Genomic DNA, 12,167 nt, shown 5'->3' on the forward strand with positions numbered 1-12,167 from the left:
AAAACGGTGCTGTTGGCTTCAGCGCACCTTCAATTCGATGCGGTACAAGCGCCCGAGCAACAGCGAGTAGGAGAGGGTGCCGATCAGGGCTACGCCGCCAATGAACCAGAAGGCCCAAGCGAAGGAACCGGTGGCATGCACAATCGCGCCAATCACGATCGGCGTGACGATGCCGCCGATGTTGGCGGCAAGGCTGGTGATCCCGCCGGTCAAGCCGATCAACTCCTTGGGCGCAACTTCCGACACCGCCGCCCACGAAGACGACGCGATGCCTTGGGCGAAGAAGGCAATGGTCAGCACGGCGATGCAGATCGTGTTCGAGTCGGTGAAATTCACCAGCACGATGGACATGCCCAGCATCGAGCCGATCACCAGCGGCAACTTGCGGGCGAACGACATCGAGTAGCCACGGCGGATCAACAAGTCAGAGACGATGCCGGCGAGGAGGATGCCGACCGTCGCGCCTACAAACGGCAGAACAGCGAAGATCCCGGCCTTGATCATGGTCAGCTTGCGTTCTTCGATCAGGTAGGTGGGGAACCAGGTCAGGAAGAAGTACAGCGCCGAGGTGCTGGCGAATTTGCCGATGCAAATCGCCCAGATCTGGCGGTAGCTGAACAATTCGGCGATTTGCCGCCAGTTGAAGCGGGTGCGCTCCTGGCTGCTTTTGACCAGACCGCCGCCGGCTTCGATGTACTTCAGTTCTTCTTTGCTGACTTTCTTGCAGTTCAGCGGGTCACGATACAGGTACAGCCACAACACCCCGAACACGATGCCGAGTACGCCGGTGCTGTAGAACACGTGACGCCAGTCGAAGGTGGTTGCCAGCCAGAGCAGTGCACCGGTAAACAGCGCCGTCCCCAGATATTGCCCGCAGACGTAGATACTGCTGGCCAGACCGCGTTCCCGCGCCGGAAACCACACCGTCACCGCACGACTGTTGGCCGGAAACGCCGGTGCTTCCATCGCACCGACCGCCAGACGCAACCCGAACAAGGACGCGAAGCCCGTGGCAAAGCCCTGGCACACGGTCACCGTCGACCAACTGATCAGGGAAACCCCGTAAGTGAAGCGCGAACCGAAGCGGTCGGCGATGAACCCGGCCGGCACCAGGGCCAAGGCGTAAGTCCAGGCAAATGCCGAGAAAATCAGGCCCATCTCGATCTTGTCCAAGCCAAGATCCTTGGCCATGAACGGCGCGGCAATCGAGATATTGACCCGGTCGATGTAGTTGATGATCGTCGCGATCAGCAGCAACGAGAGCATGAACCAGCGCCGCCGCGAGGGCAGGCGTTGCGGCACGACGGCGTCCCGGGCGCCGTCTATCACCGGCGGCACGGTGGCTTGGGAAGCATGTGAATTCGACATGAAGAGACCTCGTTATTGTTAGAAGAGTCGAGATGTTTTCGTGCAGCCGAAGGCGTTTGCCCGCGATGGTCGGGGCATGCCAATCGATACTGAAACGAACGGTGCGAGCAGCCAGCGTCAGACGTTCAGAAACGTCTTCCAGTCGGCGTGATCGGGGCAATGTCGGGAGGGGTGGCGAGGGGGAATAGCAGAATCATGACGTGCACACCTGTGATTGTTTTTGGAAGAGGTTGGGCTGCGTCGGCTCACAGTGGTCGTACAACGTTGGTAAAGCAACCGAGGGGTTAGAACGTTTTTTTTCTATGAAAGCGGCGTTGCTAAACCTGTCCAAAAAATAAATCGAATGATTTCCTAAGTGTCTTTTTAGACATTGCTGTTAATCCATTGATTATTAACAATAAAAAATCTTGATGCGTTCTCGACGGTTTTGGACAGGCTAAACGCCATATCGAGGATAAAAAATCCTTGGAAAGGCAGGTCGTCGTATGACTGCTTGCGTGTATTGCGTACATGTCTGCAAGATTAGGGTCGTCAGCTCACTGCCAATACTTGTCGAGGATTCTGCGCAGATGTCGTCACTCAGCCGTATTCCCACCTATGTCATGCAGCAGCGCAGCGAATTGACCGACTTCTACATTCGCGACAAAAAGGGCCGGCGCGCCGAGACCAGTCCCCATCGACACGAGTATTTCCAGATTCAGATCAACCTCGGTGGCGACACCGTGCAGCACATCGGCAACGTCGAGCGTCCGTTCCCGCGCAACACCCTGGCATTCATCCTGCCGCACCGGGTGCACGTAATCCCGCATCCAGCGGACAGCAATTTCATGGTGATCAATTTTTCCCAGACCTTTCTGTTGCCGCATTTGCAGTGCGACCCGATGGATCTGGAAGAAGTGTCGATCCTGCTGGCGCCGGAGTTATCGCCATTCCGCTTTCAGGAGCATCTGGATTTCATTCTTGGGGATGAGGACTTCGCCAAGGTCTGTGCCTTGATCGAGCAGATGCGCACGCTGGACGAGAACCGTCAGTTTGGGACGCGCGAGATGCTCAAGGGCTTGTTGCTGCAACTGATTGGCAGCGTGTGTTTTCTTTACGCCGAGCCACTCAAGCGTCTGGCCGAAGAGAATGCGGCCGAGGTCAGCCGTCGGGATGCGCTGGGCCGCATGTTCGAATATTTGCGCAAGAATATTGCCGACCCCGATCTCAATCTGATCAAGGTGGCTGCGGCGACGTACCTGTCGCCGACCTATCTGACGCACTGGTTGCGCAAGGAGATCGGCAAGACCTTCACCGAACTGGTGCTCGAACGCAGGATGCACGCGGCGCGCAATTTTCTGCTCAACAGCACGCGCTCGGTGGGCGAGGTGGCGCGGTTGTGCGGCTTCGCTGACGAAGCCTATTTTTCGCGACGCTTTCGGCAGATTCACGGTCAGCCGCCGGGACAGTTTCGCCGCCGGCAACTCAATCCGGATACACCGCAATCGCCGTTGAACACCTAGGGCTCAAGCATCAAGGGCCGCCAGACGATCGGAGCAACACCAAGTATTGCGTTGTGCTGCTTAGGGTCGGGCGTTTCGTGGTTCGCGGGTTCAGGTGGGTGTTTGTTCTCCGTGTCTTGCAATTCGTCGGCGGGGGGCTTTTCGGTGTCGCAGGCAACGTTATCCATGGGTCTTTCGCCAGATGATTACAGGCAGGCAACTATTTGATCTGCACAATTACCTTGCCTTTCGCACGGCCCTGTTCGACGTAAGTCAGGGCTTCGCCCGCTGACTCGAAGGCGAAGGTGCGATCCAGCACGGGCTTTATTTCGCCGGCTTCAATCAGGGTGGTGATTTCTTGCAGCTGTGCACCGTTGGCCCGCATAAACAGGAAGCTGTAACGGACATCCTGCTTGCGCGCCTTGCGCCGAATGCTCAGGCTCAACAAGCGCATGACTTGCCGCAGCGGCCACGCCAGGCCTTGCGCCTTGGCGAACTCGGCAGTTGGCGGGCCTGAAATGGAAATCAGCTGACCACCCGGTTTGAGTACCTTCAGCGAGTTTCCCAGCACGTCGGTGCCGAGGCTGTTCAGCACCACGTCGTAGTCGCGCAGTTCCTCCTCGAAGTGCTGCTGTTTGTAATCAATCACCACGTCTGCGCCCAACGCTTTAACCCATTCGACATTCGCGGTGCTGGTGGTGGTCGCGACAACCGCGCCGAGGTGTTTGGCCAGTTGAATGGCGATGCTGCCGACACCGCCGGAACCGGCGTGAATCAAGACCTTCTGACCCTTTTGTAAACGGGCGATGTCGACCAGCGCTTGCCAGGCTGTCAGGGCGACCAGAGGAATAGCCGCGGCTTGCTCCATATCGAGGTTGGCGGGCTTCAAGGCCACCGCGTTTTGGTCGACGGCGATTCGCTCGGCGAACGTGCCGATTCGCTGTTCGGGCACGCGCGCATACACCGCGTCGCCGGGCTTGAAACCCTTGACCGCTGCGCCAACCGCAATCACCACGCCGGCACAATCGTTGCCCAGCACCAAGGGGAATGAGTACGGCAAAATCAGTTTGAATTCGCCGCTGCGAATCTTTGAATCGAGTACGTTGACGCTGGCAGCATGTACTTCAATCAGCACGTCATGGGCGCCGGCTACAGGCTCGGAGATATCGCCAATACGCCCGTTCTGCTTGCCGTAGCGATCGATAAAATAAGCTTTCATGGTGGGGGCGGCTCTCACGGTTCTGGGGGAGGGCAGTGTTGTCTGAGCAGACTGGTTCAGCGATCGAGAAACGCCTGCGCCTTGCTGACAAAGTCAGCGTAGTTCTGGAAAATCGCGCCGTGTCCGGCGTCCTCATAAATGATCAGTTGCGCGTAGGGAATCCGGTTTGCCAGGTCAATCGAGTTGACCGTGGGCACCATGATGTCGTTGTCACCGTTGACCACCAATGTCGGAATTTTCAGGCCGCCAAGGTTCTGTGGTGTCTGTTTTCCCCATGCCTTGATGGCTCTCAACTGCCGTAGAAAAGCGCTGGGTGTCGGGCGCTTGTCGCGATCTTTGCGGCGTTCTTTCAGGCGTTGCAAAAAGTCTGTCGCGGCCCGCCGTCCGTTGGCGGTCGTGGTGAAAAACAGGTAGAACTTGGGATCGCGCAGGGTCAACAAACCCTTGAACATCAGTGGCCAGGAAACCGCACCGACCTTGGCGATACCGACTCCGCCAGCCGGTCCGGTGCCGGTCAGAATCAGGCGCCGCACCAAGGCGGGATCTTTGAGCGCGATGTCCTGAGCAACGAATCCGCCGAGGGAAAAACCCAGCAGATCGACGCTGGTGAATTTCAGCGCTGCGATCAGGCTGATGACGTCGTCGGCCATCTGCGCGACGGTCAGGGGCGCTGTGCCGGCTGAGCCACCGACACCGCGATAGTCAATGGCGATCACGCGCCGGGTTCGCGCCAGACCATCGACGATTCGCGGGTCGAAGTCGTCAAGTGCCGCGCCCCAATGATTGAGCAGGATCAGCGGCACCGCCGATTTCGGGCCGAGGTCTCGATAGGCGAACGCCGTGCCGCCAACCAAAATCGATTGGTTGGCGGCGTTGACGAAAGGCATGTGTTCCACTGCAATCACGCCAGATAGCGCTGGGCGACTGCCGACTGGCGGATCTGCGCCAGCAGGCCCTGCCGCGCGGTCTGCAAGGCATCCCAGCGCTCACTTTCATGCAGCGGCGGAATGGTCACCGGCTCGCGACGATCGAAACCGACCAGCGCCGCATCGACCAGATCGGTGACTTCCATGATCTCGCTCAAGGTGTTGATGTCGATGCCCGCGCGATCCCAGATCTCGGTACGCGTCGCGGCCGGCAGCACGGCTTGCACGTAGACGCCCAGTGGCGACAGTTCCAGGCTCAGGCCCTGCGACAGAAACAGTACAAACGCTTTGGTCGCGCCGTACACCGACATGCCGAACTCCGGGGCCAGACCGACCACCGAGCCGATGTTGATAATGGCGCCGTCACCGGCCTTCGCCAGACGGGGAGCGATGGCACTGGCGAGCCGCACCAGTGCCGTGGTGTTGAGGGCGACCAGATTGGCCACTTGGTCGGTGCTCTGCTCGATGAAGTTGCCGGACTGCGCGGCACCCGCGTTATTGACGAGGATGCCAATACGCGCATCGTCGCGCAGGCGCGATTCGACGGTGGTCAGGTCTTTGAGTTGGGTCAGGTCGGCCTGAAGCACATCCACGGTGACGCTGTGTTCGCTACGCAGTTTCGCGGCGAGTGTTTCCAAGCGCTCGAGATCGCGGGCGACCAGCACCAGATCGTGCCCGCGTTGAGCGAAGCGTTTGGCATAGACCGCGCCGATGCCGGTAGAGGCGCCAGTGATCAGAACAGCAGGGTGGGCGTTCATAGGGTCATCTCTTTTCAATAACATCGATTAAGGAGAGGCAGTAAATGCGCTGAAGCTCGGCTTACTGAGCAGCAGTGCTCCATTCAGCCAGGGTCGGGTAGTCGATGTAGCCTTCCGCACCGCCGCCATACAGGGTGGCGGGGTTGAAACCGGCCAATGGCGCACCGGCCGCCAGGCGCTCGACCAGATCGGGATTGCCAATGAACGGGCGACCGAAGGCGATCAGATCGGCGTGGTCCTCGGCAATTCGCGCGTTCGCCAGGTCGAGGTCATAGCCGTTGTTGGCGATGTAGGTGTTTTTGAAACGCTGGCGCAGAGAGCCGAAATCGAACGGCGCGATATCGCGCGGCCCACCGGTTGCGCCTTCGACCACGTGCAGATAAACGATGCCCAGCGCATCGAGTTGCTCGACGATGTAGTCGAATTGCCCTTGCGGGTCGCTGCTTGAAACCCCGTTGGCCGGCGACACCGGCGAGAGGCGAATGCCAGTGCGATCTGCGCCAATCTCGGCGACGACCGCGGCCGTCACTTCCAGCAACAAGCGCGCACGATTTTCAATCGAGCCGCCGTAGGCATCGGTGCGCACGTTGGCGCCATCCTTGATGAATTGATCGAGCAAATAGCCGTTGGCACCGTGGATTTCCACACCATCAAACCCCGCGGCGATCGCGTTGACCGCTGCCTGACGGAAATCGTTGACGATCCCCGGGAGTTCGCTGATGTCCAGTGCTCGCGGCGCGGAAACGTCTTCAAAGCGGTTGTTGACGAACACTTTGGTCGCCGGGCGTATCGCCGAGGGCGCTACAGGTGCGGCGCCGTTTTCTTGAAGGTCAACGTGCGAAACGCGGCCGACATGCCACAGTTGCAGAAAGATCTTCGCGCCTTTTTCGTGTACCGCAGCGGTCACCTTGCGCCAGCCATCGATCTGCGCCTGCGTGTAAATCCCCGGGGTGTCCTGATAGCCCTGGCCCTGTCGGGAGATCTGCGTCGCTTCAGAAATCAGCAGGCCAGCGGAGGCGCGCTGGCTGTAATAGGTGGCTGCGAACTCACTGGGCACAAAGCCTTCGCCCGCTCGATTGCGGGTCAGCGGCGCGAGAACGATGCGATTCGCCAGCGTCAGGGAGCCAAGCGTGTACGGCGTGAACAGATTTTGATCGGTCATGGGGTTGGATCCGTGCCTGTGGATGAGCAGCGATAATGTCTGTAATTAGGATGATGATCGAAATCTAAACTGTCAACGGTTTTGATTATGGCTGACATCTATGTATCATCTGCGCATGATTTTTCAGCGGAGGTATTGCACGTGAGAGTGAGCAAAGCCCAGGCGCAGGCAAACCGCGAGCACATCGTCGAGACCGCTTCGGTGTTGTTTCGTGAGCGAGGTTTTGACGGTGTCGGCGTCGCGGACCTGATGGCGGCAGCCGGATTTACCCACGGTGGTTTTTACAAACACTTCGGCTCGAAGGCCGACCTGATGTCCGAAGCCTCGGCCAACAGCCTTGCGCGCTCGTTAGCCGGTGCCGAAATGGTCGATGTTCAAGGCTTCATCGACGCCTATGTGTCGAAAGAACATCGCGACGGGCGGGGCAGCGGTTGCACCATGGCCGCTTTGTGCGGCGACGCAGCGCGTCAGTCTGACGATGTGAAAACCGCGTTTGCCGACGGCATCGAGCGCACGCTGCAGACGCTTGGCGACAAGTACCCGACAGGGCCCGACGCGGCATCTGGTGAGGGGCGAGTGAAAATGATCGACATGCTGGCGCGTGCGGTTGGCGCGATCATCCTGTCGCGGGCCTGCCCGGCTGATTCCGCGCTGGCCGATGAAATCCTTGCGGTATGCCACGCTGAAATGACCGCGTCGTTGCTGATGTCCGCCGACAGTGCAGAAGTGCCTGGCTGATCGGTATTGTCCTTTTTGAGTTGACGGTGAAACGCTTTTCAGCCGATTTATCCCGTCCCTGTGCGTCAGTAATCTGTACCCAACTTGAACGCAACAACAACTTCAAAAACTCAAAAGGGACGCACACCATGACTACTCCAACCTACAACCGCCTCAACAAAGACGACGCCATCGTGCTGCTGGTTGATCACCAGACCGGCCTGATTTCCCTGGTGCAGGACTTCTCGCCAAACGAATTCAAGAACAACGTGCTGGCCCTGGCTGATCTGGCGAAGTTCTTCGAACTGCCGACCATCCTCACCACCAGTTTCGAACAAGGCCCGAACGGCCCGCTGGTGCCAGAGCTCAAGGAGATGTTCCCGGACGCGCCGTACATTGCTCGCCCAGGCCAGATCAACGCGTGGGACAACGAAGATTTTGTGAAAGCGATCAAGGCTACCGGCCGTAAACAGATCATCATTGCCGGTGTGGTGACGGATGTGTGCGTAGCGTTCCCGACCTTGTCGGCGCTGGCGGAAGGGTTTGAGGTGTTTGTGGTGACTGATGCGTCCGGCACCTTCAACACCACCGTGCAACAAGCCGCGTGGAGCCGCATGACTCAGGCCGGCGCACAGATGATGAACTGGTTCTCGGTGGCCTGTGAGCTGCACCGCGACTGGCGCAACGACATTGAAGGGCTGGGCAATCTGCTGTCGCAGCGGATTCCGAACTACCGCAACCTGATGAACAGCTACTCGGCGCTGACCGCTCAGCAGAAGTAAGCCTGCGCGCTGCAAACGAAAAGCCTGCCCTGAAAAGCAGGCTTTTTCTGTTTTCTGCCGCTGCGCCTATCAGAACGGCGTTTCTAGACGGTCGACGGCATCCCTTCCTTTTCGCCGCCACGGCTTTTGAACGCCAGTGCGAAACACAGCAGAACCACCACCGAAAATCCTGCCGGGAACAGCCATATACTTCTCCAGTCGTGGCCGTTTTGCGCGGTGAAGTGGTCAGTGATCTGTCCCGCCACCCAGAATCCGATCAGCATGCCCACCCCATAAGTCGCCAAGGTGATCAGGCCCTGAGCCGAGCTGCGGAAGCGCTCGGGCGCTTTGGCATCGGTGTAGATCTGCCCACAGACGAAGAAAAAGTCATAACACACGCCATGCAGCGCAATACCGATCAACAGCATGAAAGCCTGGTCACCGTTGTTGCCGTAGGCGAACAACACATAGCGCAAGGCCCAGGCCAGCATGCCGACCAGCAACGCAATCTTGATGCCGAAACGCTGGATGAACAGGGGTAGCAGAAGCATGAACAGCACTTCGGAGACCTGACCGAGGGCCATCTTCGCGGTGGGATTGGTGACACCGATTTCGGCCAGGAACGGATTGGCATTCTGGTAATAGAACGCCAGAGGAATGCAGATCAGGATGGACGCGAGAAAGAACACCAGATAGCTGCGATCCTTGAGCAGGCCCAACGCGTCAGCCCCCAGCATCTGTTTGATGCCAGGCGCATCGGCGGTGGATTTCAACGGTGCGGTTTTCGGCAGGCTGAAGCTGTAGAGCCCCAACACCAGCGAGGCCACGGCAGACATCAGGAACGTGTTGCGCAAACCGCCTGCAGCAATCGCCTGTTGAGCGTCCCAGGCAAAGCCGAAACTGATCACGATGCCGGCGACGATCCAGCCAACGGTGCCCCACACGCGGATGCGGGAAAACTCCCGGGCCGGGTCTTTGATCTGGCGGAAGGCTACTGCGTTGACCAAGGCCAGCGTTGGCATGTAGACCAGCATGTAGGCCAGCACATAGGGATAAAACGCGCTGAAATCAGCTGCCCGATAAAGCTGAAAGAGCAACACCGCGCCCAGCAGGTGCAACACCGCCAGAATGCGTTCGGCATTGAAAAAACGATCAGCAATCAGACCAACGACAAACGGCGCAATGATCGCGCCCCACGACTGCGTGGAGAACGCCATTCCCACTTGGCCGCCGCTTGCTGCCAGTGTCGTGGTGAGGAAAGTGCCGAGGGTGACGAACCAGCCGCCCCAGATAAAAAACTGCAAAAACATCATGACGCTGAGTCGCGCATTCATTACGTTCATTTCAATCACCGTATTATTTTTATGTCGGTAACAGCGTGGTAATCAGCGTTCGCCAAGGCCCAGCAGACGCCGGTTGGATAGCTCGTCAGCGCTCACACCGGCGAAATCGTCGAATGCCTTGCGGGTTCGGGTGATCATGTGGCGTTCGATGAAGGCCGCCCCTTCGGCAGCGCCTTGTGCCGCGTCTTTCAGGCAGCATTCCCACTCCAGCACGGCCCAGCCGTTGAAGTCGTATTGAGTCAGTTTGCTGAAGATCGCCTTGAAGTCGATCTGGCCATCGCCCAGTGAACGAAACCGGCCCGGGCGATCAACCCAACCCTGATAGCCGCCGTAGACGCCGGACCGGGCGCTGGCGTGAAACTCCGCGTCCTTGACGTGAAACATGCGGATGCGCGCGTGGTAGCGATCGATGAAGCCCAGGTAGTCCATTTGCTGCAGCAACAGATGGCTCGGGTCATACAGAATCGCTGCGCGGGGATGATGATTCACCGCTTCGAGGAATTGCTCGAAAGAGGCGCCATCGTGCAAGTCCTCACCGGGGTGGATCTCGTAGCAGAGGTCGACACCGGCCTCATCGAAGCACTCGAGGATCGGCAACCAGCGTTTCGCCAATTCGGCAAAGCCCTGTTCCACCAGGCCGGCAGGACGTTGCGGCCACGGGTAGACGTATGGCCAGAGCAGGGCGCCGGAAAAGGTCGCGTGGGCCGTCAGCCCCAAGCGCTGACTGGCGCGCGCCGCCAGTTTCAACTGGTTGATCGCCCATTCGGTGCGTGCTTGCGGATTGCCACGCAGCGCTGCTGGGGCAAAGTCGTCGAAAAGTGCGTCGAACGCTGGATGCACCGCGACCAGTTGGCCTTGCAGGTGTGTCGACAGCTCGCTGATCACCACACCGGCCTTGGCGCATACAGCGATGAGTTCGTCGCAATAATCCTGACTGTCGGCGGCGCGTTCAAGGTCGATGAAGCGCGTGCCGAGGGTTGGCAACTGAATGGCTTTGTAGCCTTGAGAAGCTGCCCATTGCGCGATGTTGGCCAAGGTATCGAAAGGCGCTTCGTCGGCGATGAATTGGGCGAGAAAAATGCCGGGGCCGCGCATCCCGCTCGGGCGTTGTTGATTAACGTTCATTGGCGGTTGCTCCATTGGCAAGGTCAGGTATTGCAGTCCATTTGGCTTCGCCGCAATGATTGGCGATGGCGGTCTCGATGAAGGCCATGCCGCGCAGCCCGGTGGCTATACCGGGAACGCCCGGTGCGTCAGGGCCGCTCGCACCGTTGAAAATGGCCTGCGCGAGGTCACCGTAGAGATTGGCCATGGCCTCCAGGTAGCCTTCCGGGTGTCCGGCGGGCAAGCGCATGCGCCGCGTGGCGTTTGCGCACAGCCAAGGTTGACCAAGGCCCGAGCGCAGCACGCGCATCGGTTCATTCAAGGGTCGATGGATCAAACTGGCGGGCTCTTCCTGACGCCATTCCAGCCCGCCTTTATCGCCATACAGACGAATCTTCAGCGGGTTCTCTTCGCCGGCGCACACTTGGCTGGCGATTAATACGCCGCTGGCGCCGTCGGCCATTTTGAACAGCATCGAGGCGTCGTCATCCAGTTGGCGACTGCTCAAATGTGAGCCGAGCATCGCGCTGATGAACTGGATGGGTTGACCGGCGACAAACTCCGCGAGGGAGAACGCGTGCGTGCCGATGTCACCGATGCAGCCACCGATGCCGGATTGTTCAGGATTGTCGCGCCAGCCCGCCTGTTTGTTGCCTTGGCCAGCCACATCGCTGCTGAGCCAGCCTTGCGGATATTCGACGAGGACTTTGCGCAGGCGCCCGATTTCACCGCTGGCGACCATCTCGCGTGCCTGCCAGACCATCGCATACCCCAGGTAGGTGTGCGCCAGGGCGTAAATTCGCTGGCTGTTGTTGACCACGCGGGCCAGGTCCTGCACTTGCGCCAGATTCAGCGCTGCAGGCTTTTCACTGAACACATGGAAACCCGCACTCAGTGCTGCACTGGCGATAGGGGCGTGCAGATGATTGGGCGTGACAATCACCAGCAGCTCCATGCGCTGATCGGCCGGCAGTGTGTGTTCGGCGGCCAGCATGTTCTGCCAGTCGTCATAGCAGCGTTGCGCAGGCAGCCCGAGCGCCGCACCACTGCGTTGATTGTTGTGTGCGTCGCGGCTGAACGCACCGCAGACCATTTCGAAGCGTCCATCAAGACCGGCGGCTTGCCGGTGTGCTTGGGCGATGAAGGCGCCTTCACCACCGCCGACGAAGCCCATTCTTATTTTTCGACCTGCAGCAATCATGGCAATTGTCTCAGTGGATTCATGCGGAACATTGATGATGTAACCGGTTACATTGTCGGCAAAATCTAGGCCTGAAATCAGCGAGTGTCAAACCGCATCTGACGAATGCCAACGTTTCGGCGCGTGA

11 protein-coding genes are annotated in these 12,167 nt (G+C 59.1%); 3 read left to right on the plus strand and 8 right to left on the minus strand.

From position 1 onward, the window contains the following. Positions 1-18 precede the first annotated feature (18 nt). A complete protein-coding gene (locus PspR84_RS12620) occupies positions 19-1,368 on the minus strand; it encodes an MFS transporter (RefSeq protein WP_160057503.1) in 1,350 nt (449 codons plus the stop codon). A 569-nt stretch (positions 1,369-1,937) separates the two neighbouring features. Here PspR84_RS12620 and PspR84_RS12625 point away from each other — a divergent pair. Next, positions 1,938-2,870: an AraC family transcriptional regulator gene (locus PspR84_RS12625; protein ID WP_095111883.1), complete on the plus strand. Its 933-nt coding sequence runs from the start codon at positions 1,938-1,940 to the stop codon at positions 2,868-2,870. 199 nt (positions 2,871-3,069) lie between these two features. Here the strand turns inward: PspR84_RS12625 and PspR84_RS12630 are convergent, their stop codons facing one another. The 4 genes from PspR84_RS12630 to PspR84_RS12645 form a co-directional block, all read right to left on the minus strand. After that, a complete protein-coding gene (locus tag PspR84_RS12630; protein ID WP_160057504.1) occupies positions 3,070-4,068 on the minus strand; it encodes an NADP-dependent oxidoreductase in 999 nt (332 codons plus the stop codon). Positions 4,069-4,124: 56 nt separating this feature from the next. Beyond that, entirely contained in the window at positions 4,125-4,955 is an 831-nt protein-coding gene (locus tag PspR84_RS12635; protein WP_160057505.1) for an alpha/beta hydrolase, read from the minus strand. Positions 4,956-4,969: 14 nt separating this feature from the next. Continuing rightward, positions 4,970-5,752, minus strand: coding sequence for an SDR family oxidoreductase (locus PspR84_RS12640; RefSeq protein WP_160057506.1), 783 nt, complete (start codon positions 5,750-5,752; stop codon positions 4,970-4,972). A 61-nt stretch (positions 5,753-5,813) separates the two neighbouring features. After that, positions 5,814-6,914: an alkene reductase gene (locus PspR84_RS12645; RefSeq protein ID WP_160057507.1), complete on the minus strand. Its 1,101-nt coding sequence runs from the start codon at positions 6,912-6,914 to the stop codon at positions 5,814-5,816. Between the two features lie 141 nt (positions 6,915-7,055). Here PspR84_RS12645 and PspR84_RS12650 point away from each other — a divergent pair, with 141 nt between their 5' ends. Both PspR84_RS12650 and ycaC read left to right on the plus strand, forming a co-directional pair. Next, positions 7,056-7,652 (plus strand): TetR family transcriptional regulator, encoded by a 597-nt coding sequence (locus PspR84_RS12650; protein WP_160057508.1) that lies wholly within the window; start codon positions 7,056-7,058, stop codon positions 7,650-7,652. A 128-nt stretch (positions 7,653-7,780) separates the two neighbouring features. Continuing rightward, a complete protein-coding gene (gene ycaC, locus PspR84_RS12655; protein ID WP_007915995.1) occupies positions 7,781-8,413 on the plus strand; it encodes an isochorismate family cysteine hydrolase YcaC in 633 nt (210 codons plus the stop codon). An 83-nt stretch (positions 8,414-8,496) separates the two neighbouring features. Here ycaC and PspR84_RS12660 read toward each other — a convergent pair whose 3' ends face one another. From PspR84_RS12660 to PspR84_RS12670, 3 genes are read right to left on the minus strand one after another with little or no spacing between them, the layout of a single operon-like run. Beyond that, positions 8,497-9,735, minus strand: coding sequence for a nucleoside permease (locus tag PspR84_RS12660; RefSeq protein WP_160057509.1), 1,239 nt, complete (start codon positions 9,733-9,735; stop codon positions 8,497-8,499). Positions 9,736-9,777: 42 nt separating this feature from the next. After that, complete coding sequence (locus PspR84_RS12665; protein WP_160057510.1) at positions 9,778-10,860, minus strand: sugar phosphate isomerase/epimerase family protein; 1,083 nt, start codon at positions 10,858-10,860, stop codon at positions 9,778-9,780. Further along, positions 10,850-12,040: a Gfo/Idh/MocA family oxidoreductase gene (locus tag PspR84_RS12670; RefSeq protein ID WP_160057511.1), complete on the minus strand. Its 1,191-nt coding sequence runs from the start codon at positions 12,038-12,040 to the stop codon at positions 10,850-10,852. Before PspR84_RS12670 ends, PspR84_RS12665 begins: the two co-directional genes overlap by 11 nt. Between the last annotated feature and the right edge of the window lie 127 nt (positions 12,041-12,167).

The sequence above is a fragment of the Pseudomonas sp. R84 genome, assembly GCF_009834515.1.
In the GTDB taxonomy this organism is placed as follows: Bacteria; Pseudomonadota; Gammaproteobacteria; order Pseudomonadales; family Pseudomonadaceae; genus Aquipseudomonas.

What these genes read in the sequence shown, in the direction of transcription:
- PspR84_RS12620 (WP_160057503.1), bottom strand. Translation starts at nt 1,368, where the DNA reads ATGTCGAATTCACATGCTTCCCAAGCCACCGTGCCGCCGGTGATAGAC.
- PspR84_RS12625 (WP_095111883.1), top strand. Translation starts at nt 1,938, where the DNA reads ATGTCGTCACTCAGCCGTATTCCCACCTATGTCATGCAGCAGCGCAGC.
- PspR84_RS12630 (WP_160057504.1), bottom strand. Translation starts at nt 4,068, where the DNA reads ATGAAAGCTTATTTTATCGATCGCTACGGCAAGCAGAACGGGCGTATT.
- PspR84_RS12635 (WP_160057505.1), bottom strand. Translation starts at nt 4,955, where the DNA reads ATGCCTTTCGTCAACGCCGCCAACCAATCGATTTTGGTTGGCGGCACG.
- PspR84_RS12640 (WP_160057506.1), bottom strand. Translation starts at nt 5,752, where the DNA reads ATGAACGCCCACCCTGCTGTTCTGATCACTGGCGCCTCTACCGGCATC.
- PspR84_RS12645 (WP_160057507.1), bottom strand. Translation starts at nt 6,914, where the DNA reads ATGACCGATCAAAATCTGTTCACGCCGTACACGCTTGGCTCCCTGACG.
- ycaC (WP_007915995.1), top strand. Translation starts at nt 7,781, where the DNA reads ATGACTACTCCAACCTACAACCGCCTCAACAAAGACGACGCCATCGTG.
- PspR84_RS12660 (WP_160057509.1), bottom strand. Translation starts at nt 9,735, where the DNA reads ATGAACGTAATGAATGCGCGACTCAGCGTCATGATGTTTTTGCAGTTT.
- PspR84_RS12665 (WP_160057510.1), bottom strand. Translation starts at nt 10,860, where the DNA reads ATGAACGTTAATCAACAACGCCCGAGCGGGATGCGCGGCCCCGGCATT.
- PspR84_RS12670 (WP_160057511.1), bottom strand. Translation starts at nt 12,040, where the DNA reads ATGATTGCTGCAGGTCGAAAAATAAGAATGGGCTTCGTCGGCGGTGGT.